Raw genomic sequence first — 21,876 nt, forward strand, 5'->3', positions numbered from 1 at the left:
ATCCAATTGTTTTTGTTGAAAAGCAATATAAGTGGAATTGATAAATAAGTGGTATTTTTAATTAAAAACAGTTGTTTGTATTTCTTTTGTGTTTAAAGTGTTGCATTGTGTTATAAGTTTAATTGTTAAGTATAAGTGAATTGAAATCAGCATGAAATAAGTGCTTTTCCACTCCAATAAATAGTTAAATCCAATTTATCTTTGAATGAAACATAAAAAATGATTGAGTTTTTATTTTTTAAATATATAATCTGTTTTGTACAGACAGGTCTGTATATTTTGGTTTAGTAAGGTCGAAAAAAACGTCTAATTTTGAACCAAAATGACTTTCAGACGCAGCGTGATAGATAAGAAGAATATTAATATAAGAAGAAGAATGTCACGCTTTATTTTTTAAGCAGCTCTTTCAAAGTCGATTAACTTTTCAACTCGATTCCAATAATCATAAATTTTTATTGAACCATGCTCGACCTGAGCTTGAATGGTCATACCTTCCAATATATTAACGAGTAGTAAAGATAAAGGACCTGGTTCTTTTACATCATATTGGTTAAGAAGATTTTGCATGAGTTGAGTCAACCAAGCTTTATACAAAGTGGCAGGTTGATGTGTTGACGGATATTGTTTTAAAACTTCTTCCAAAGCTTTTTGAAACATACACCCATTAAAATCTTCACTATTAAACCAGTCGGAATACCATAAAAATACTGCTTTAATTCTCGCAAGAGGCTCTAACTCATCATGTTTTGATAAGGCAGAAGTAAGCGAGTTTTGTAAAAGCGTATTCCGTAGAAGTAGGCATTCTTCAATTAATTTTTCTTTCGATGGAAAATGCTTATAGAAAGTCATTTTTGCAACGCCAGATTCATTAATGATGCGATCTACACCTATAGAATTATAGCTATATGAGTTAAAAAGTCTTAATGCGGTGTTAATAATGTCATCTTTCTTCGACATATTTTTTAGCCTCTCACAAATGAATTGCTATTCGCTTGAACTGTGATCTGTATTAATGAGAATCTGGATCTTTAATTTTACAAGGTATTGTTTGTTATTGATAGAAAAAAGATATTATTTTTTTAAACGGTATCGTTTAAATTTTAAGGGAAAAGTACGTAAGAGGTAGCTCATTTTGTGAATAATAAGGCTTTCTATTTTTAATTCTCGTTTCAAAATTTCTAAGCTTAATAATCTTAATTGCGCGCTATTTAAGGATTTGTAGATAAATTTAACGCGTAATAACAGAATATATATTTGAGTTCAGATCTAATTTAAAAAGTAGATTTTTCCACTTTCATGAAAAAATCTACTTTTTATTAAGATGTTTACTCTGCAGGGGGTAAAAGCATCAGAATAGATTCGTTTAATAAGTGCGCAACGTTTTCTAGTGTTTCATCATTATTAAATTGGCTATCGAATGGCAGGTTTTCTCCATTGGCAATTGCTTTTAATTTTTGCCCAAAGGACTCAGCTACAAATAAGGCTTCACCATTTCCCCAAAAGTTTAAGGTTCCATTTTGCTCTGTATAGAGTAGTCGAGAGGCTGGCTCTAACAGAATTTCGTAACCTTCATGTAAAATTTCTTTTAAGTCAGCGGCTTCGATTTCATCCGCTTCTGGAATATTATCCGGATATTTAGGTTCACTCATATAAGACATGATAGCGGCATCAAGTGCTGCTGAATCTTGTAATTGAGCTAAAACTAAATCTTTTAAGTGATTCAGTTCAGTTTCGTTAATTTCACCAATTTGACTCATCTGCTTACGTGTGATGTCTAAAACAGGATTTTGCAATAAAGTATTAGCTGAAAATTGATCACTAATACGTTCCATCATCCCAGCAACGTTTGGCATGCGAAAGCCAAAAGAGAACGTTAGGCAATCATCTTCGGCCACGCCATAATGTGCCATTCCAGGTGGAACATATAGTAAATCACCAGGCGCTAAGACCTCGTCAAATTGCACGTCTATTTCTGGTAAAAGTTTTAATGGTTGATTAGGTACAAATGCAGTGTTTGCATCACACATTTGTCCTAATTGCCAACGCCTGTGTCCATGACCCTGAACGAGAAACACATCATAAAAATCAAAATGTTTTCCAACTGAACCGCCTTTAGATGCATAAGACACCATAATATCATCGCGGCGCCATTGAGGAATAAAAGGAAATTTTTTCCAAAGTTCAGAAAGATCAAAAGAGTAGTGGTCTACAGCTTGTACTAAAAGCGTCCATAGTTTTGGTAGCTTTTGAAAGTCACCCTTGGTTAAAGGTGAAGACTTGACGTGCCATTCATTTGGATTTCTATCTTTTTGACGAATGAGTCGGGCACTTGCATGTTCTTCCAAAGCAAGTTCCTGCACATCTTGGGGTTCTAAAAGACCTACAATTTCGGGAAGCCCATTGCGCACAAGTAAAGGTTTTTTTTGCCAATACTCTGCTAAAAATTGTTCGGCAGTAATACCGCCTAAAACTGCTAAAGGTTCTGTCATGGAAATAACCTATTTGTAAAAATATCTAAAATTAAGGAATTTGGAGATCTAGCTGCCTTAAAATATGGCAAAGTTGAATCATTGGTAAACCCATAAGAGTCGTTTGGTCTTGGCCTGTCATTTTTTCGAACAAACTAATTCCTAAACTTTCACACTTAAAGCTACCAGCACAATGAAGTGGTTGATCTAATGCAATATATCGTTCAATTTCGGCCTGGTTTAAGGTTCGGAATTTAACTTGATAGTGTTCAACAAGCGTTTGCTCAAAATTCTTTTCAAGCCATTGCACACTGAGTGCAGTACTAAAAAATACAGTTCGACCAGAATTCTCTGCTAACTGAGCTTGGGCATTTTCAATAGTCATTGGTTTACCAATAAAATCACTCGGGGCGTGTTCTCGCCATGCGACCTGATCGGAACCAATAATAATTGCATGTGGGTTTTGTGCAGCAATCACTTGGGCTTTTGTGAAAGCCAATCTTTTCGCAAGTTCATCTGCATGGACCTCATCCCGTGGACTTTCATCAATATCTGGACTAACACAGATATAGTCAATCCCTAAGCGATCCATTAAGGCTTTGCGTGTTTGACTACTCGATGCCAAAATAATTTGTGGCTGTACCATTACACTGCAAATTCCATTAAAACATCTAAAGGCACATAGCTTAATACAGCTTGATGACATGCATGTATTTTGATGGGAGGGGCTTGACCCGCTTGATAAGCTTCTACCCAACGAGTAACACAGATACACCAGAAATCACCGGGCTTTAGACCAGGGAAATCAACTTCTGGTAAAGGGGTAATAAGATCATTACCAATTTTTTGTGAGAAATTTAAGAAATCGGAGGTCATTTGCGCACATACGGTATGCTGACCAAGGTCTGTTACTGCTGTGTGGCAAAAGCCATTTCTAAAATAGCCAGTAATAGGGTCGAAACAACAGCTTGCTAAAGGTTCCCCTAAAACATTTAAACGATTGATTTGTGGATCTGGATGAATAGACATAATGGACGAAATATCAAATGACTATCTCTATCATAATCAAAACTGGGGCTTTCTACAGCTTTTATGCAAAAAAACTAACCTTTTTTGATGTAATCATTTAAAATTGGCGCGTTTTTAAAATCATAAAGAGAGCTTTACATGAATTTTCAGCGCATGACTGACCTTAACTTAACAGGTAAACGTGTCCTTATTCGTGAAGATTTAAACGTTCCTGTCAAAAATGGTGTGATTACTAGCGATGCTCGCTTGCGCGCGGCATTACCAACTATTAAAGCTGCTTTAGAAAAAGGTGCAGCTGTGATGGTGTTTTCGCATCTGGGTCGTCCTGTTGAAGGTGAACCAAAGCCAGAACAATCACTTGCACCAGTAGCTGCTTATTTAACAGAAGTATTGGGCCAAGAAGTTAAATTGTTAACAGACTACCTAGATGGCGTAGAAGTTGAAGCTGGTCAAGTTGTATTGCTTGAGAATGTGCGCTTTAACCATGGTGAAAAGAAAAATAATCCAGACCTTGCTCAAAAATATGCAGCACTATGTGATGTCTTCGTTATGGATGCATTTGGTACTGCTCACCGTGCAGAAGCATCTACCGAAGGTGTAGCCCGTTTTGCTCCTGTTGCAGCAGCTGGTCCTTTATTGGCTGCCGAATTAGATGCATTAGGCCGTGCAATGCAAACTCCTGAAAAGCCTATGGTTGCAATTGTTGCTGGTTCTAAAGTTTCAACTAAACTTGATGTTTTAAACTCACTTTCTACTATTTGTGATCAACTAATTGTTGGTGGCGGTATTGCAAATACATTCTTGGCAGCTGCTGGTTTCAATGTTGGTAAATCATTATACGAAGCTGACTTGGTTGAAACTGCAAAACAAATTGCTGCGAAAGTAAGTGTTCCACTTCCTACAGATGTAGTAGTTGCCGATGCATCACAAATTAATTTTGAAGATTTCTTGGGTTCTTTGGCAGCAGCGCAAGCAGTTGTGAAGAAAGTAGAAGACGTAACATCAAACGATATGATTTTAGATGTTGGGCCAGAAACAGCTAAAGCATTTGCAAATATTTTAACAACATCAAAAACGATTCTTTGGAATGGTCCTGTAGGCGTATTTGAAGTTGATCAGTTTGGTGAAGGTACTAAAGCACTTTCTCTTGCTGTTGCACAATCTGCTGGTTTTTCGATCGCTGGTGGTGGAGATACTCTAGCTGCGATTGATAAATATAACGTTGCTGATCAAATTGGTTATATTTCTACAGGTGGTGGTGCATTCCTTGAGTTTGTTGAAGGGAAGACTTTGCCAGCGGTGGCTGTTTTACTTGAGCGTGCTTGATACTGTTATCTAAAAATAAAAAGGGATTGGGTTACCAGTCCCTTTTTCATGGATAGGTCATAAAAATGTCATATATCTGCAATAAAATAGCGAGCATTAAATCACCAACTGTGGACAATAGTGATGAATTTAAAGCTTACATTTGCTGCTCTATTAATTGTACCGATGATGTTGACTGCTTGTGCTAAGAAAGACGAAGCATCTCAGGCTGGACAAGAATCAGCAGCTTCTACTGCTGTTTCTGAAAAAGTAACACCTGAGCAACAAGCAGCAATTGATGCGATTGACAAGCCAGTTTTAGATGAAAAGAATACCGATGTGGTTGAAGGTAGTGTACCAAGTGAGGCTGCTGCTTCAGAAACACATTAATTTGTTGTTTTTTGTTAAAAAATCCCTGCGTATGCGGGGATTTTTTTTGAAATACTGTGATTTGTTGCTGAATTGAAATAAATGAAAGGGTAGAATAACCCGCACTACCTGGGAGGATATTATGGCACTCATTTCAATGCGCCAGCTCTTGGATCACGCTGCTGAACATAACTACGGCGTACCAGCATTTAACGTAAATAACTTAGAACAAATGCGCGCAATCATGCTTGCCGCAGATGCAACCAATTCACCTGTAATTGTTCAAGCATCAGCTGGAGCTCGCAAATATGCAGGCGCTCCATTCTTACGCCATCTTATTTTGGCTGCAATTGAAGAATGGCCACATATTCCAGTGGTAATGCACCAAGACCATGGTACAAGCCCTGATATCTGTCAGCGTTCAATTCAGCTTGGCTTTAGCTCAGTGATGATGGACGGTTCATTAGGTGTAGATGGTAAAACACCTACATCTTACGAATACAATGTTGATGTGACTCGTAACGTTGTTGCGTTAGCACATGCATGTGGGGTTTCTGTCGAAGGTGAAATTGGTTGTTTAGGCAGCCTTGAAACTGGGATGGCAGGTGAAGAAGATGGCGTAGGTGCTGAAGGTGTACTTGACCATTCTCAACTTCTAACTTCTGTTGAAGAAGCGACTCAGTTCGTTGCTGATACAAATGTTGATGCACTAGCAATTGCAGTAGGTACTTCACACGGTGCGTATAAGTTTACGCGTCCACCTACAGGCGATATTTTGGCAATTGACCGCATTAAAGAAATTCATGCAGCATTACCAAATACTCACCTTGTAATGCATGGTTCGAGTTCTGTTCCGCAAGAATGGTTAAAGGTAATCAATGAGTTCGGCGGTAATATCGGCGAAACTTATGGTGTACCTGTTGAGCAACTTGTAGAAGCAATCAAACACGGTGTACGTAAAATCAACATTGATACTGATTTACGCTTAGCTTCAACTGGTGCTATTCGTCAGTTTATGGCGGAGAATCCATCTGAGTTTGATCCACGCAAATACTTTGCTAAAACAGTTGATACAATGAAGCAAATTTGTATCGATCGTTATGAAGCATTTGGTACAGCTGGAAATGCTGACAAGATCCGTCCAATTTCTTTAGAGAAAATGGTTGATCGTTATAAATAATTCCCGTTAGGGTTTAATTTATATAAACCGGTTATTTATATAACCGGTTTTTTATTAAGTAAATTTTATTCATAAAAAAACCTGCGATAAACACAGGTTTTAATGAAGGGAAAAAGACTTATTTTTGTAAGTTCTTTTTGTCTAGACTAGGATCTTTGATTTCTACATATGCATTTGCACGCACTTCGCGTAACCAGCTATCGATTTCAGTGTTAAATTGGCGTTCACCTAAAATTTGACGTGCCATACGCTCTTGATATTCGTGAGTCATATCTTTTTCACGTTTTTCAGTTACTTGCAAGATATGCCAACCAAATTGAGTCTGGAATGGTTCGCTGATTTCACCTACAGGAATTTCCTGCATTTTTTTGTCAAATTCAGGCACCATCATGCCCGGAGTTACCCAGCCTAAGCTGCCGCCATCACGTGCCGAACCCGTATCATTTGAATAAGTAGCCGCAAGTGTTGCAAAATCATCACCAGCTTTTAAGCGTTTATAGATGTTATCGATAATTTGCTTGGCATTTTCAATGCTAACCACTTCTGAAGGTTGAATCAGAATGTGGCGAGTTTGAAATTGAGGTACTAATGCTTTTTGCTCATTTTGTTTACGTTCAATAAGCTTTAAAACATGTACACCATCACGTACTGAAATTAAGTCAGTTGTTTGGCCTTCTTGTAATGGGGTAATACGTGCTGCCAGTTCGGCAGGGATGTCTGAAAGTGGGCGGAATCCCATGTCAGCACCATCAACTTTTGCATTTGCAGTTGAAAGTTTTTTCAATACGTTTATATCATTACTTTGCGCAAGCTTTGAACGTACTTCTTGAGCTACAGATTGAACTTCCTGCGGATTATCACCAGTAATACGCATATGGATTACATGTGCTTGGTTTCCTAGTGCCGCCTGTCCCTGAGGTGATTTCAAGAAATTTTCTACATCTTGATCGCTAATTTTAATACGAGACATGACTTGTTGTTGGCGCAAACGGCTAATTGCTAAATCTTCAGCGATTCGACCGCGTAAACTCTCGTAAGTCCCTGGTGCCATAGCATCTAACTTTTGCTGGAAGGCTTCTAAGCTCTTAGTTCCAGATTGACTTGCTACTTTTAATACAGCTTCATTTAAACTTTTTTCATCAGGTTTAATGCCATATTTTTTAACTTGTTCAAGTTGTGCCTGACGCAAGATTAATTGATCTAACACTTGAAATTGTAAATATTGCTGAGGTGGAACCTCTTTTTTTTGTGCTTGTAGTTCGTGAGCGGCTTCAGCCATCCCTTGTTGAAGATCGCTTTTTAAAATTACGCTATTGTCCACAATTGCCACAACTTCATCAGCGGGTTGGGCAAAACTATGCATTGATGAAGAGATTAGGGCAGCAAGGGTAGTTGCTTTAAAAAACTGTTTAAGATGCTTTGTCTTCATTAACGTTGTGTCCAAGATTGATTAATTTTGTTAAAACCTAAAACGCGATTTTCAAGTAAAGACGCGAGTTTATTGTTTAAACCACCTAAACCTTTTAGTGTAATTTCGGCCATAATGGCGCGTTTTTCACTAACATCTGGAGATTTTGGATCATCTAGGTCGTTGTAGTATGAGCGGCCATAGACTGAAATACCCCAGCAACATGATTCATAGTTAACGCCTAATAAAAGTTCACGCGCAACATCGTTATCCATGTCGTATTGTACGTGGCCCATAATACGCCAATTGTCTTTAATTGGTTGTATAAACGATGCAACAACCTGATCGTAAGTATCTTGGCGTCCTGCAATATCTTTGCGATAGAAATAGCCTAAGTTATAAAGATTTCCTTTATCTCCAGTATAATAAACTTGGAAATCGCGCTGAGCGTTATCACCATTAGACATCCATGCTGAGTTGGCTGCGATAGTGAAGTTTTGGTTTAACTGGCTTGTTAAACTTACAACTGGTCCAGTATTACGTTCGGTATCAATCTCATCTTGTGGCTTTAATGTCACACGACGATCTTCAAAATAATAACTTTGACCAACACTTGCACGTAAACGTTCTAAGCCTACTGTGTCAAAGAGGCTGTAACTTACGCCAAGTGATAGAAAGTTGTTGTCTTCAAGGCGGTCATGTCCGTAGAAGCGGTAAGGGTTAAATAATTGATCATAACTTACTGATGCTGAAGTTGAGTCAAAGTTTGGATAGCTGTCTTGGTTTTTGTATGGAGCATATGCATAAAATGCTCGAGGAGTAAGTGTTTGTAAATACTTGCCTTCACGTTCAAAATTAAGTCCAGTGTCCAATGTAAATTGAGGTACAACGACTGATTTATTTTCAGAACCGCCATCTAACCCTTGAGATGCGATACTGTCCTTATCATAGAATGTTTGAATAGAACGTACGGAAACTTCAGGTATTACGAATGCTGCTGGTGTGCGGTAGTTGTAGCGTGTTGCAAACTGGTTGTAGATACGTGTACCACTACTTTCCTGAGCAGAATCATCAGTAATTGATTTCTTGAAGTATGCAGTATCGTTATTGAATTCGTATTGTAAGCCTAATGGATTACCAGTCACATAATTTAATAAGAATTGCGGTAAACGTGCATAAGGTTTATCTGCATCTGCAATTTCTGGATCAAGTGTCTGGAAATCTTCGACTTTAAGCTGAGCTTTTAAACCCGGAATGCCGTGTTGATAGTTGAGTTCCCATGCTCTACGTAAGTTTAGGTCTGTTTTAGAGTTAGGGCTGCTATCTAAATCTGAGAAATAGTCTTTATCAGAGGCATAGTTGTATTCTAGATTGGTTGACCATTGATCATTGATTTCCCAGTTATGTAAAAAATGGAAATCTTTACGATCTTTATCATTGTAGCCTTTGTCTGATGGTAAGAAACCACCCCACATTTCACCGGCACCAAAGCCATCAGTTAAATATCGAAAATCACCCTTTAACATTGCACCACGGTCTGCTAGATAACGCGGAGTAAGGGTGAGATCATAGTTAGGCGCAAGGTTTAAATAAACTGGAACAGAAAGCTCAACACCGCCATCGTTTGAGAAACCAAATTGTGGGTTGAGAATACCAGTGGTACGACGGTCATCAATCGGGAAGTTAAAATAGGGAACTGCTAGAACTGGAACATCTTTAACGTAGAGTTTTGTTCCGCGAGTTACACCACGTCCAGTTTCCTGGTTTAACTCAATTTTATTAGCCTGAATTTTCCAACCCGGTTTTTGGCCAGGTGGGCAGGTCGTGTACGTTGCGTCATTAAGCACCATGATATTTGGAGAAGTTCTTTCGATTTTTCCTGCATGACCATGGGCATGTTGCTGTTCAGAAATATAAAAACTATTGTCTAAATCACCGGTTTGGGTTTTTAAGTTGTAATTAATTTCATCACTTTGTGAAAGTAATCCACCTTGAGCTAATTGTACTCGGCCCTGTGCATGTGCAATGGTTTGAGTTTTATCAATCGTAACTTTATCGGCACGAACTGTGCGCCCTTCCTGATCAATAACGACGTCGCCTTCTAAAACAGAGTCACCGGCAGGATTATAATGTCCATAATTAGCCGTAACGACCGAAGTCGTCTTATCTGCATCTAGGGCTTTGGTCTCTGGGTTAATCGGTGTAACCCATGTACCCTGGCAAAATGCCGAGCTTAAATATTTATTATCACGAAGCTGTGCTTCAGGTGCAGATTTATCAACATAATACTGTTGAAAGAACTCTTGACCCGGGTAGGCTTCTTTGATGTTCGCTTTAAGTTGATTATTGTCTATATTGGAGACAACATCAGCTGACTCAGCATAACTTGATTGTATGGAGCCACATAAGAGCGTAAAAATAGCTGTCGCTAAAGGATTAAATTTAAACTGATGCTTCATTGTCTCATTAACCAAGTATGCTAATTCACAATTAATTATTGTCGCATCATAGAGAAAAAGTTTATAAGTGGCTACACTTAACCCTTCAAAAATCTCAGCTTGTTTTAGATTTTATTGCAAATGAATACACAACGTGAACAATTGATATATACATGGCTTACATCTGTTCTTGAAAATGATCAATTTAAGATCGCTTTTTTAGCAGGTGATGCAAGCTTCCGCCGTTATGCGCGTATCCAGTTACAAAATAAAACGTATATGCTCATGGATGCCCCTCCAGAAAAAGAAGACTGTGTTCCGTTTGTGACCATTGACGAATTTTTTGCAGGCCATGGTGTACGCGTCCCTCAGATCGTCGCGAAAGATTTAGCTCAAGGTTTTCTGTTATTGGAAGATTTTGGTGATGTGCTGTTGTCGACATTATTAAATGAGGAAACAGTCGATAAATATTATGAGCAAAGCTTTAAACAGCTGATTCATTTGCAGTCTGTGAATGGTCAGGAGCTGTTTCCTGCATATTCCTATGAGAAATTGTTAACTGAAATGAAGCTGTTGACTGACTGGATGCTGCCATCTTTGCAGATTACTCCGAGTGTGGAACAGCAACAGGTGATTGATGATGCTTTCGATCTATTGGCAAGAACTGCATTGGCTCAGCCGCAAGTGATTGTACATCGTGATTTTCACAGTCGTAATTTGATGAAAATTGCAGATGAACCAGAGCTTGGTGTGATTGATTTTCAGGATGCCGTGATTGGTGCTGATACTTATGACTTAATCTCGATTACTCGCGATGCATATGTTCAGTGGAATGCAGAGCGTGTTTACCAATGGTTTAGAGTCTTTTATGACTTATTACCTGAGTCTGCCAAACAGAACCGTAGTTTTGAACAGTTCAAACGTGATGCAGATTTAATGGCTATTCAGCGCCATATTAAAATTCTGGGCATTTTTGTGCGTCTGTTTGAACGCGATGGTAAATCAGGGTATTTAAAGGATTTACCACGTGTAATGTGGTATTTACTTGAAGAAAGCCGCGGTTATGCTGAGCTTGATGAGTTTATGTTATTTATAAATAACATAGTCATGCCAAAGTTTATCGAGAAATATGGTAACTACGAGGTAGCAGTATAATGAAGGCAATGATACTTGCTGCTGGCTTGGGTAATCGTATGCGTCCACTCACGCTATATACACCAAAGCCTCTGCTTGAGGTAGGCGGTAAGCCGCTTATTGTGTGGCATATTGAAAAACTTAAGAAAATGGGTGTGACCGAAATCGTCATCAATTCTGCATGGTTGGCTGACAAGCTCATCAGTAGCTTAGGGGATGGTTCTCAATTTGGTGTGGATATCCGTTGGACACGAGAAGATGAAGGTCTAGAAACAGCTGGTGGAATTATTAATGCTTTGCCACTGCTTGGAACAGATCCGTTTATTCTGGTGAATGGAGATGTATGGACCACGATGGATTTTGAAGCTCTATGTCAAATTAAGCTAAATGATGATTTAGCACATCTTGTGTTGGTTGATAATCCTAAACAGCATCCTGAAGGCGACTTTACATTGTTCGATGGACGCATTTTTACATTCGATCAAGATGTGATGGGTGAGAACCTCACTTTTAGTGGCGTGTCTGTTATTCATCCTAAGCTTTTTGATGGATTGGAATCTGGTAAGCGTCCTTTAGCCCCACTGTTGAAGCAAGCGATGCAGAATCAAAAAATATCTGGTGAAAAGCTTAAAGGTGCATGGGTAGATGTGGGGACGCCTGAGCGTTTAATGGAGCTAGATTTGCAAATTCGTGAAGGCTTCTACGATTAAGTGCGTAATCCCTAATCGTTAACTAGTGTTCCACGATGCATAAATGGGTATACTTTGTTTTAAATTTTACTTAGATGTTATCTGTTTATGCATCCGTTTTTTCAAGAGTTACAACAGGGTAGTCAAAAATTAGGTTTATCGCTTAGCGATGAAGCTTTGGTATTATTGTTAAAGTATCAAGATGCTTTGGTACTTTGGAATAAAGCATATAATCTGACAGCAATTCGTGATCCGAAAGAAATGTTAGTGAAGCATTTGTTGGATAGTCTAAGTATTTTGAAAGATTTGCCTGAAGGTAGACTACTTGATGTGGGTACAGGTGGTGGTATGCCTGGCATGATTATTGCGCTTTGTCAGCCTCAACGCCAATGTGTTCTTTTAGATTCTAATGGTAAAAAAATTCGTTTTTTGAAGCAATTTATTGCTGATCTTAAATTGAGCAACGTTGTGGCAGTACAAACACGCGTTGAGAATCAAGATACAATTGATGAGCTTGGCCAGTTTGATGTCATAACAAGTCGAGCTTTTGCTTCTTTAACGGACTTTGTGGATGCAGCTCAGCCATACCTTCATCAGAGCAGTATAATTGCAGCGATGAAAGGTGTAGTGCCAGTTGAGGAAATTGAGCAGCTCAAGCAGGACTTTTCATGTAAAGTGATTGAACTGCGCGTACCAAGACTTGATGAACAACGTCATTTACTTTTACTTCAACGTATCTAAATAAAAAGTATTAAGGTTACCATGGCTCAAATTATTGCGATTGCAAACCAAAAGGGTGGTGTTGGTAAAACAACGACTGCAGTAAATCTTGCAGCGTCTCTAGCTGTATTAAAGAAACGTGTATTACTTGTAGATATGGACTCACAAGGTAATGCTACGATGGGGTCTGGTATTCAAAAGAACGATCTTTTGTATTCAATTACAGATGTTCTTCTTGGCGAAGTTCCAATTGAAACAGCCATTCAAAAAGCAGAAGTTGGATATAAAGTTTTAGGCTCTAATCGTGAGCTTTCAGGTGTAGAGCTTGCTATTGCAGAGCAAGAAGGCCGTGAATTTATTCTAAAGAATGCTTTGAATGAAATCAGAAACTCATTTGACTATATCATTGTGGATTGTGCTCCAAGCTTGAGTTTGATTACTGTCAATGCTTTGGCGGCTGTAGATAGTGTAATTATTCCAATGCAATGTGAATATTATGCGCTAGAGGGTCTAGCTGATTTAACTCAAACCATTGATCGCATTCAAAAGGCACTCAATCCTGATTTAGAAATTATTGGTGTATTGCGTACGATGTACGATGCACGAAATGCTTTAACACGTGATGTTTCTGCAGAGTTAGAGCAGTATTTCGGCAAAAAACTTTATGATACTGTTGTTCCACGTAATGTTCGCTTAGCAGAAGCGCCAGCACACGGCTTACCTGTTATCTATTTTGAAAAAAGTTCTAAAGGTGCGGTTGCATACTTAAATCTTGCAGCTGAGATGTTAAAGAGAAGTAAAGTGAAGAAAGGAAGTAAAGTATGAGCATCAAAAAACGCGGATTGGCTAAAGGGCGTGGTTTAGATGCATTACTTGGTTCAATTCAAAAAGAAAAATTACAACTCGAAGCACAGGCGTTAGACCACGGACAGTTAAAGCAAGTTGATGTGAATTTACTGAAACGTGGTGAATATCAACCACGTCGTTTTATTCATGAGCATGATTTGCAAGAGTTGGCGTCTTCCATTGAAAAACATGGCGTGATGCAGCCTATTGTCATCCGTCCAGTTGATGATGAAACTCATCCATATGAAATCATTGCGGGTGAACGTCGTTGGCGTGCAGCACAACTTGCGGGTTTAACTGAAATTCCTGCAATTATTCGTGATTTAAATGATCAGGTTGCAATTGCATTAGCGTTAATTGAAAACATTCAGCGTCAAGATTTAAATCCAATTGATCAGGCAATGGCTCTACAGCGCTTTCATGATGAATTTGGTTTAAGTCATCAGGAAATTGCTGACACAGTAGGCAAAGCGCGTACTACTGTCAGTAATTTATTGCGTTTATTGAGTTTAGCTGATGACATTAAAGATTTTATGCAGCAAGGTCAGCTTGATATGGGCCATGCTCGAGCAATTTTGACGTTAAAAGGTAAAGACCAATTAGAAGTTGCTAAAATTGTAATTGAGAAAGGATTGTCAGTTCGTCAAACAGAGCAATTGGTGCGTGATAGAAGTGAGCCTAAGCAGGAGAAGGAAAAAGCGCCTGTAGCACCAGATATTGAGCAATTGACACAAAAACTATCAGAGCGTTTTGGCGCTAATGTAAAAATTGATCATAACCAAAAAGGTAAGGGTAAACTTGTTATTCATTATCACACCTTGGATGAGTTAGATGGCATTTTAAATATTTGTTTGCCAGAATAATTTGCAGTTGGGTCATGTATTTCTAATTTTATATTCTTGGGGAAGAACATATGTGGGAACTTGTGAAAGCGGGTGGCTGGTTGATGCTGCCTTTAATTCTATGCTCGATTTTAACTGTTGCGATCAGTATTGAACGTTTTGTTCGGTTAAGACGTTCACAAGTTCTACCCGAAGCATTAAGCGGTAAGGACTCTTTAAGAGCTGAAGATGTCGTAGAAAGTTTAGAACAAAATGTAGAAGCGCAAAGTAGCGCCTTGGGACATATTTTAAAAGCAGGTTTTGAGCATCGCGAGCATGGTGAGCAATTTGCTCGTGCGCAAATGGAAGTGGCAGCTTCTCAAGAAATTTCTTATTTGGAAAAAAATATTAATTTTTTGGGCACTCTAAGTGCTATAGCACCGCTGCTCGGGTTGCTTGGAACTGTAGTGGGAATTATTGAGTCATTTCTTGTTATTGATTTTGGATCGGCTGGTAGTCCAAGTTTAATGATCCCAGGTATCTCTAAAGCATTAATTACCACAGCTGTGGGAATGTTAATTGCAATTCCTGCTTTAATTGCTTATCGCTATTTTCAAAGAGTGGTGCAAAATTATATTGCCGAATTAGAACAGCAATCGACCTTATTTCATGCCTCATTGTTCTATAAGCGTTCTGCGTCTGTAGCTGAACACCGCCGTGTTGGTTAGGAAGTGAAAGCCAGATGAAATTTAAACGTTCACAGGTTGAAGACATTCATATCAATTTAACGCCTATGATTGATTGTTTGTTGTTCATTTTGGTTTTTTTATTGCTGTCGACCACTTTTAATCAGCCAAGTCGCATCAATTTAACATTACCAGATGCACAAGGTGTTCCACCAAAACAGTACGATCATAAAATTGAAGTCGTGGTAGACTCTGCTGGTCATTATGCTGTGAATGGTCAAGCACTTTCGTCTAAAGAGGTTGCTGATCTGAGTACTGCGATTAAGCAAGTTGCTCAAGAGCACCGTGATTTTATGTTCATCATTGCTGCGGATGCAAAAGCGTCTCATCAGGATGTAATTCGCGTTATGGATGTGGCAGGACAACTCGGTTTTGTTAACATCAATATTAGTACCAAAGTTCCTTCTAGAGGTTTTTCTGAGTGAATCAAGATTTTAAGGTTTATACGCGTCTCATAGCCTATTTAAAACCTTATTGGGGCGTGGCCTTATTAGTACTTATCGGGTTCGGTATTAACTCAGCAACAGAAGTTTCCGTTGCTAAATTGATTAAATTTATTATTGATGCAATCCAAAACAACAGTAGAGCAGATTTGGATTGGTTCCCGTTATTAATTATTTTATTAGTATTTTTTCGCGGCTTAGGCCTATTTATGGGCGGCTACTATACTGCGGTGATTTCACGCAGTTTGGTTTTTAGTATTCGTCAGGAAGTTTATGCGAAACTTTTAAAACTCCCAGCACAATATTACTTAGATAATTCATCTGGTCATATTACTGCCAAAATTATGTATAACGTTGAACAGCTTACGGCTGCTTCTTCTGAGTCATTGAGAACCATCGTTAGGGATGGGATGATTACTCTCGGATTATTAGGCTATCTGTTTTATACCAATTGGCGTCTTACTTTATGTATTTTTGTATTTTTACCTGTAATTGGGGTCTTAGTACGTAAAGCTTCGAAACGAATGCGTAAACTTTCATTACAGGTACAAGATACTATGGGGGATGTGAACCACGTCGTCCAGGAAAGTATTAATGGTAATGCTGTAGTAAAAAGTTTTGCTGGTGAGGAATATGAACAAAAACGTTTCTATAAGTCATCAGAAGAGAACTTAAAACGCGGTTTAAAAATGGTAATTGTACAAAATCTGAATAGCCCAGTTGTTCAGGTGGTAATGGCTTGTGCTATGGCTCTTATTGTATGGTTGGCTTTACGACCTCAGATTTTAGGCACTACAAGTGCAGGTGAGTTTGTGGCTTACCTTACAGCAGCTGGTCTGTTAGCAAAACCAGTTAAAAGCTTGACTGATGTTAATGAAAAGTTACAACGTGGTTTGGCCGCAGCACATTCTGTTTTTGAACTGCTAGATTTACCTGAAGAGCAAAATAACGGTCAATTGAAACCTAAGTTAAATGGGGCAATCCGTTTTGACCATGTAACATTAAATTATGCTGATGGCGTAGCAGCTATTAAAGATTTTTCTTTAGATATTCGTCCAGGCCAAACTGTAGCATTGGTTGGCCGTTCAGGGGCGGGTAAAAGTTCATTAGTCAATATGTTGGTACGTTTTCAAGAAGTATCGAGTGGGCAAATTTATTTAGATGATTTGCCAATTAATGATATTGAGCTTTCTAGTCTACGCACACAAATTGCAATGGTAAATCAACAAGTTATATTGTTTAACCGTACTGTTCGTGAAAACATCGCATATGGTCAGTTGGAAGGTGCATCAGATGAAAAAATCTATGCAGCGGCAAAAGCAGCATATGCACATGACTTCATTATGAATTTACCAAACGGTTATGACACTATTTTAGGGGCACAAGGTCTAAACCTATCAGGTGGTCAGCGTCAGCGAATTGCAATTGCTCGAGCAATTTTAAAGAATGCTCCAATTCTAATTTTAGATGAAGCTACAAGTGCTCTCGATAATGAATCTGAGCATTTTATTCAGCAAGCATTTGATGAAGCGATGCAAGATCAAGATCGAACAACAATTGTTATTGCGCACCGTTTGTCAACAATTGAAAATGCTGATCGTATTGTAGTGATGGATCAAGGGGAAATTGTTGAGCAAGGTACTCATCAAGAACTTCTTGAAAAACATGGAGCTTATTATCAATTACATCAGCGTAACTTTGAGGATAACTAAGCATGTCATTGGCCCAGCTGATCCAGAATGCATGGAATAAGCAATCGAGTTGGTTGATTGCTTTACGTCCATTATCTTGTTTGTATCGTGCTGGGTTTCTATTAAATCGTAATTTTTATACTACTGGGTTGAAGACAGTCTATAAAGCACCTGTACCTGTCATGGTGATTGGCAATATTACGGTGGGTGGAAGTGGGAAAACTCCATTATTAATACAATTGGTGAATTATCTACAACAACATAATGTAAAAGTTGGAGTAATTAGTCGGGGGTATGGGGGTACTGGCCCTTTTCCTATGTTGGTTACTTCTGGTGCTCAAGCGAATCAGGTTGGAGATGAACCTGCATTAATTGTTCAATCGACGAGCGTACCAATGGCGGTGGGTCCTAATAGACAGGCTGCAATAGAGCTTTTGGTCGCATCAACACAACTGGATTTAATTATTAGTGATGATGGTTTACAGCATTGGGCATTGGGGCGACAAATTGAGTGGATTGTACTTGACCAAAATCGTGGCTTAGGAAATAAAAAACTATTACCAGAAGGATATTTGAGAGAGCCAGTTGAGCGTTTAGAAACTGGAACAGTAATTGAACATGCGTATAAACCTGCTACAGAATTAAATATGCATCTCGAGGCAGGACAGCCATATTTACTCAATCCTTCTTTAATGGCTGAGCACAATTTCAATCCTCAAAATAGTTATCATGCTGTAGTAGGTATTGGCTTTCCACAGCGCTTTTATCAGACACTTAAAGTTTTAGGCTTGAAACAGTTTCAAGAACATGCGTTTCGTGACCATCATGATTACTCAATCAATGATTTAATTTTTAATGATGAACTGCCACTTATTACAACTGAAAAAGATGCAGTTAAATTATTACCTTTGCTTGAAAAATATCCAGAATTTAAACAGCCTATTTGGGTTGTTCCTGTTAAAGCTATCCTGTCTGTAGAGTGTTATCAGGTTTTAAAACAGCAACTGCAAAAACTTGATATCCAATTATCTTAGGAAGAAAAAATGAAACACATCGTCATTCCAGCACGCTTCTCAAGTTCGCGTTTGCCAGGTAAACCATTGTTGCTTATTCATGACCGTCCTATGATTTTACGTGTGGTGGATCAAGCAAAAAAAGTCGAAGGTTTTGATGATCTATGTGTGGCAACAGATGATGAGCGTATTGCTGAGATTTGCCGTGCAGATGGTGTGGACGTTGTGCTTACGAGTCCTAATCATCCGTCAGGAACAGACCGATTAAGCGAAGTTGCTCGTATTAAGGGGTGGGCAGCAGATGATATTATTGTAAATGTTCAGGGAGATGAACCTTTATTGCCAGCTCAACTTGTTCAACAAGTTGCAAAACTCTTGGTCGATAAACCAAATTGTTCAATGTCTACATTGTGCGAGTCTATTCATACCTTAGATGAATTTCAACGTGATAGCATTGTAAAAGTAGTTATGTCTAAGCAAAATGAAGCGTTATATTTTAGCAGGGCAACTATTCCGTACGACCGTGATGGGGCTGGGCAAGCTGAGCCAAGTTTACATAACCAAGCATTTCGCCATTTAGGTTTATATGCGTATCGAGTGAGCTTGTTGCAAGAATATGTGACCTGGGATATGGGTAAGCTTGAAAAGTTAGAAAGTCTTGAACAATTACGTGTTTTAGAAAATGGACATCGTATTGCCATTGCTGTCGCTCAAGCAAACTTACCTCCTGGTGTGGACACTCAAGCTGATCTTGATCGCTTAAATAAAATGCCTGTCGAATCTTTTGAATAAGCGTTAATTTTTAATGAATCCGAATGTAACTTCAAAGGTTTATCCTTGGCAAAAAACAACATGGGATACCTTAACAACAAGGTTCCCCAATATTGGACATGGCCTATTATTTTATGGCAAGCAAGGCTGTGGGAAACATGCTTTTGCTAAGCATTTTTTGGCGTGGGTGCTTTGCCTCAATAAGCAGTCTCATGGCGCTTGTGGTGAGTGTAGTAGCTGCCAATGGTTAAAATCAGACACTCATCCGAATTATGTTCATATCACAACAGATGAAGAAAATAAAAAGCAGAATGCAAAAATAAAAATTGAAAAGATTCGAGATTTACTGCCTTTCGTGCAACAAACCGGCGAGGGCTGGCGCGTTATTCTTATTGAGCCTGCTGAAGCTCTTAACTTGGCATCCTCAAATGCGCTATTAAAAACTTTAGAAGAACCCGGTGAACGCGTTGTTTTAATTTTATTGGCTGATCACTACCTTAAATTACCTGCCACTATTCGTAGCCGATTGCAGCATTTTGCTTTAGATCGCGTTTCATATGAACAAGCTACTTCATATTTGAATGAGCATTTATCTGAACTTGCAGAAGTACAACCTGATTTACTACTTGGTCTATCTAATGATATGCCTTTACAAGCAATAGAAATTGCAAAAAGTGATTGGTTTACAAAGCGACAGATTTTCTTAAATGACTGGTTAAAAATTGTAGCTCAAAAAAATATGCCTTTATTTTTCTCAGGAAAATGGCAAAAAGAATTAAGTTTTAGCGATTTTATCGTACTTTTTGAGTACTTGTTGGGAGATTTAATTTGTGTCAAGCTAAATCAGCCACAGAAAAATACGGATTTAGATTTTGATCAATTAAGTCCATATTACGATTTAGAAAGCTTATTTAATATTTATAGTGAACTACAACAAGCAAAAAAACTTGTTGAGCAAAATGTACAAAGTCAACTTATTATAGATCAATTGTTTATAACGTTAATGAATATTTAAGGGGAAAATTATGCAGCCGCAAATGGGGGGTATTATTCAGGTAAATGTTCCTGATAGAGCTACTTTGCAAGCAAGCTATATGGGATATGTGCAAGGTGGAGGCCTATTTGTACCATCAAAACAAAAAGTAAAAATGGGACAAGAAATTTTCATTTTAGCTACTTTGCCTGAGCAATCTCAAAAAATTCCTCTCACTGGTAAGGTGATTTGGATATCACATAAGCAAAGTGGATTTAAACCTCAGGGTTTCGCTATTCAATTAAGTGGAGATAAGGGAATTTACTATAAAGCTGAGGCAGAAAGAGTTTTGGCTGGTAGTATGTCTCTAGATCGTCCAAGTTATACCATGTAGTCAAATAGGATAGAAAAGTGTTTGTTGATACGCATTGCCATTTAACGATGTTAGATTTAACGCCTTATAACGGTGACCTGGACCTTGCGCTCGCTGCAGCGCGAGCAGAAGGAGTGTCTAAATTTATGGCAATTTCCGTTGATCTTGATGACCATATTGCACTAGCAGAAATTGCAAATAGACATGAAGACGTTGGTTATACGGTAGGTGTGCATCCTTGTGAGGATGTGGACACAATGGCACGTGCAACAACCGAGCACTTGATTGAATTAGCTCAATCAGAAAAAGTATGGGCTCTGGGTGAAACTGGACTGGACTATTATCACAGTACAGATTTTATTGAAGAGCAAAAGGCATGTTTTGCAAGACATATCCAAGCTTCGAAAGTTGTAAAAAAACCAGTCGTCGTTCATACGCGTTCAGCAAAGCATGACACGGTAGATATTATTCGTGCAGAAAACTCCACGCATGGAATTTTGCATTGTTTTACTGAAGATTGGGAAACTGCTAAGGCTGTGCTGGATTGTGGTTATTACATTTCTTTTTCAGGTATTGTGTCATTTAAAAATGCACAAGATTTGCGTGATGTAGCTAAACAAGTTCCGCTAGATCGACTTTTAATTGAAACAGATAGTCCTTATTTAGCACCTGTTCCATATCGCGGTAAAACAAATGAACCAAAATATGTGCCTTATGTAGCCAAAGCGCTCAGTGATGTATATGATAAATCGGTTGAGGAAATTGCAATGATCACCTCACAAAATTTTGAGAACTTGCTAAAAGCGATTTAAGTTATAGAAACTATATAAGAGAGTAATTGCGTGAAGATGGATCGTCAGGCTCAGTTCCGAGCAAGAGAAGTATTAATATTTCAGGTTGCGGAGCAATTATTGCTAGAAAATGGTGAAGCTGGGATGACACTTGATGTCTTGGCTGCTGAGCTTGATTTAGCAAAAGGAACTTTGTACAAACACTTTCAAAGTAAAGATGAATTGTACATGCTATTGATTATTCGTAATGAACGTATGTTACTCGAAATGATTCAAGATACTGAAAAGGCCTTTCCAGAACACTTGGCCTTTTTTATGTTGCATCATTTACATCATCCTGAGCGGACAGTTTTATTTCATCAAATTGAAGAAAAACTTTCGATTACGGCTCAGGGTGTACATCACCTTTTTAATGAACTCTATCAAGTGCGTAAACAGCGATTACGAATTATCATTCGCATGACAGATCACTATTTAGAATCGATTCAAAGCAATATGACAACCCGAGATTATCTTGCATCTATTTGGTCATTAACTCATGGTGCAGCAGCTATTCTTAACTCAAGTTTTTACCAACGGTATTTAGGTTCAAGGGACACGTTAAGAGTGGCTTATATTGATCAGGCATTAGCCTTACCTAAACAAGCTGTTGAACAATATGCTTAATA

At 38.4% G+C, this 21,876-nt stretch carries 23 protein-coding genes; 17 read left to right on the forward strand and 6 right to left on the reverse strand.

Translation table 11 applies throughout. The features are described from left to right. Window positions 1–393: 393 nt before the first annotated feature. From KTH84_RS01650 to KTH84_RS01665, 4 genes are all read right to left on the reverse strand, one after another. Window positions 394–957 (reverse strand): TetR/AcrR family transcriptional regulator, encoded by a 564-nt coding sequence (locus tag KTH84_RS01650; RefSeq protein ID WP_042896539.1) that lies wholly within the window; start codon window positions 955–957, stop codon window positions 394–396. A 368-nt stretch (window positions 958–1,325) separates the two neighbouring features. Beyond that, the gene (locus tag KTH84_RS01655; RefSeq protein WP_262471730.1) at window positions 1,326–2,489 is read right to left on the reverse strand and encodes a cupin domain-containing protein; all 1,164 of its coding nucleotides are present in this window, start codon (window positions 2,487–2,489) and stop codon (window positions 1,326–1,328) included. Between the two features lie 31 nt (window positions 2,490–2,520). After that, window positions 2,521–3,114: a Maf family protein gene (locus KTH84_RS01660; protein ID WP_262471731.1), complete on the reverse strand. Its 594-nt coding sequence runs from the start codon at window positions 3,112–3,114 to the stop codon at window positions 2,521–2,523. Beyond that, on the reverse strand, window positions 3,114–3,497 hold the full coding sequence (locus KTH84_RS01665) for a DUF2237 family protein (RefSeq protein WP_003651438.1): 384 nt from the start codon (window positions 3,495–3,497) through the stop codon (window positions 3,114–3,116). The genes KTH84_RS01660 and KTH84_RS01665 overlap by 1 nt, the downstream gene beginning before the upstream one ends. A gap of 138 nt (window positions 3,498–3,635) precedes the next feature. Between KTH84_RS01665 and KTH84_RS01670 the strand changes: the two genes are divergently transcribed. The 3 genes from KTH84_RS01670 to fba all read left to right on the forward strand — a co-directional run bounded on the left by KTH84_RS01670 (window position 3,636) and on the right by fba (window position 6,351). Then, window positions 3,636–4,823: a phosphoglycerate kinase gene (locus tag KTH84_RS01670; RefSeq protein ID WP_262471732.1), complete on the forward strand. Its 1,188-nt coding sequence runs from the start codon at window positions 3,636–3,638 to the stop codon at window positions 4,821–4,823. 123 nt (window positions 4,824–4,946) lie between these two features. Further along, on the forward strand, window positions 4,947–5,192 hold the full coding sequence (locus tag KTH84_RS01675) for a hypothetical protein (RefSeq protein ID WP_262471733.1): 246 nt from the start codon (window positions 4,947–4,949) through the stop codon (window positions 5,190–5,192). A gap of 121 nt (window positions 5,193–5,313) precedes the next feature. Further along, window positions 5,314–6,351, forward strand: coding sequence for a class II fructose-bisphosphate aldolase (gene fba / locus KTH84_RS01680; RefSeq protein ID WP_003651441.1), 1,038 nt, complete (start codon window positions 5,314–5,316; stop codon window positions 6,349–6,351). Window positions 6,352–6,469: 118 nt separating this feature from the next. On the opposite strand, the gene KTH84_RS01685 is transcribed toward fba, so the two are convergent. Then, window positions 6,470–7,780 carry a peptidylprolyl isomerase gene (locus KTH84_RS01685; protein WP_262471734.1) on the reverse strand — a complete coding sequence of 437 codons (1,311 nt, stop codon included), beginning with the start codon at window positions 7,778–7,780 and terminating at the stop codon, window positions 6,470–6,472. Continuing rightward, window positions 7,780–10,218, reverse strand: coding sequence for an LPS-assembly protein LptD (locus tag KTH84_RS01690; protein ID WP_262471735.1), 2,439 nt, complete (start codon window positions 10,216–10,218; stop codon window positions 7,780–7,782). Before KTH84_RS01690 ends, KTH84_RS01685 begins: the two co-directional genes overlap by 1 nt. Before the next feature lie 120 nt (window positions 10,219–10,338). Here KTH84_RS01690 and KTH84_RS01695 point away from each other — a divergent pair, with 120 nt between their 5' ends. From KTH84_RS01695 to KTH84_RS01760, 14 genes are all read left to right on the forward strand, one after another. After that, window positions 10,339–11,352, forward strand: a complete 1,014-nt coding sequence (locus KTH84_RS01695; RefSeq protein ID WP_262471736.1) for an aminoglycoside phosphotransferase family protein — start codon at window positions 10,339–10,341, stop codon at window positions 11,350–11,352. Beyond that, entirely contained in the window at window positions 11,352–12,041 is a 690-nt protein-coding gene (gene murU / locus KTH84_RS01700) for an N-acetylmuramate alpha-1-phosphate uridylyltransferase MurU (protein ID WP_262471737.1), read from the forward strand. The genes KTH84_RS01695 and murU overlap by 1 nt, the downstream gene beginning before the upstream one ends. Before the next feature lie 87 nt (window positions 12,042–12,128). Continuing rightward, entirely contained in the window at window positions 12,129–12,761 is a 633-nt protein-coding gene (gene rsmG, locus KTH84_RS01705; RefSeq protein ID WP_133973875.1) for a 16S rRNA (guanine(527)-N(7))-methyltransferase RsmG, read from the forward strand. A gap of 21 nt (window positions 12,762–12,782) precedes the next feature. Beyond that, window positions 12,783–13,565 (forward strand): ParA family protein, encoded by a 783-nt coding sequence (locus KTH84_RS01710; RefSeq protein WP_003651453.1) that lies wholly within the window; start codon window positions 12,783–12,785, stop codon window positions 13,563–13,565. Beyond that, on the forward strand, window positions 13,562–14,449 hold the full coding sequence (locus KTH84_RS01715) for a ParB/RepB/Spo0J family partition protein (protein ID WP_075431381.1): 888 nt from the start codon (window positions 13,562–13,564) through the stop codon (window positions 14,447–14,449). The genes KTH84_RS01710 and KTH84_RS01715 overlap by 4 nt, the downstream gene beginning before the upstream one ends. Before the next feature lie 50 nt (window positions 14,450–14,499). Beyond that, the gene (locus KTH84_RS01720; protein ID WP_202742260.1) at window positions 14,500–15,135 is read left to right on the forward strand and encodes a MotA/TolQ/ExbB proton channel family protein; all 636 of its coding nucleotides are present in this window, start codon (window positions 14,500–14,502) and stop codon (window positions 15,133–15,135) included. A gap of 14 nt (window positions 15,136–15,149) precedes the next feature. Further along, window positions 15,150–15,578, forward strand: coding sequence for an ExbD/TolR family protein (locus KTH84_RS01725; RefSeq protein ID WP_004642621.1), 429 nt, complete (start codon window positions 15,150–15,152; stop codon window positions 15,576–15,578). Further along, entirely contained in the window at window positions 15,575–17,308 is a 1,734-nt protein-coding gene (msbA, locus tag KTH84_RS01730) for a lipid A export permease/ATP-binding protein MsbA (protein ID WP_133973871.1), read from the forward strand. Before KTH84_RS01725 ends, msbA begins: the two co-directional genes overlap by 4 nt. Window positions 17,309–17,310: 2 nt before the next feature. After that, complete coding sequence (lpxK, locus tag KTH84_RS01735; protein ID WP_262471738.1) at window positions 17,311–18,321, forward strand: tetraacyldisaccharide 4'-kinase; 1,011 nt, start codon at window positions 17,311–17,313, stop codon at window positions 18,319–18,321. A gap of 9 nt (window positions 18,322–18,330) precedes the next feature. Next, window positions 18,331–19,092 (forward strand): 3-deoxy-manno-octulosonate cytidylyltransferase, encoded by a 762-nt coding sequence (gene kdsB, locus KTH84_RS01740; protein WP_262471739.1) that lies wholly within the window; start codon window positions 18,331–18,333, stop codon window positions 19,090–19,092. 13 nt (window positions 19,093–19,105) lie between these two features. Continuing rightward, window positions 19,106–20,086 (forward strand): DNA polymerase III subunit delta', encoded by a 981-nt coding sequence (locus KTH84_RS01745; RefSeq protein WP_262471740.1) that lies wholly within the window; start codon window positions 19,106–19,108, stop codon window positions 20,084–20,086. Window positions 20,087–20,096: 10 nt separating this feature from the next. Continuing rightward, complete coding sequence (locus KTH84_RS01750; RefSeq protein WP_042896523.1) at window positions 20,097–20,438, forward strand: PilZ domain-containing protein; 342 nt, start codon at window positions 20,097–20,099, stop codon at window positions 20,436–20,438. Window positions 20,439–20,455: 17 nt separating this feature from the next. Beyond that, window positions 20,456–21,229 carry a TatD family hydrolase gene (locus KTH84_RS01755; protein WP_262471741.1) on the forward strand — a complete coding sequence of 258 codons (774 nt, stop codon included), beginning with the start codon at window positions 20,456–20,458 and terminating at the stop codon, window positions 21,227–21,229. Between the two features lie 36 nt (window positions 21,230–21,265). Next, window positions 21,266–21,874 (forward strand): TetR/AcrR family transcriptional regulator, encoded by a 609-nt coding sequence (locus KTH84_RS01760; protein ID WP_042896519.1) that lies wholly within the window; start codon window positions 21,266–21,268, stop codon window positions 21,872–21,874. Window positions 21,875–21,876: the final 2 nt, after the last annotated feature.

Source organism: Acinetobacter sp. WU_MDCI_Abxb74 (genome assembly GCF_025513915.1).
Classification (GTDB): domain Bacteria; phylum Pseudomonadota; class Gammaproteobacteria; order Pseudomonadales; family Moraxellaceae; genus Acinetobacter; species Acinetobacter calcoaceticus_C.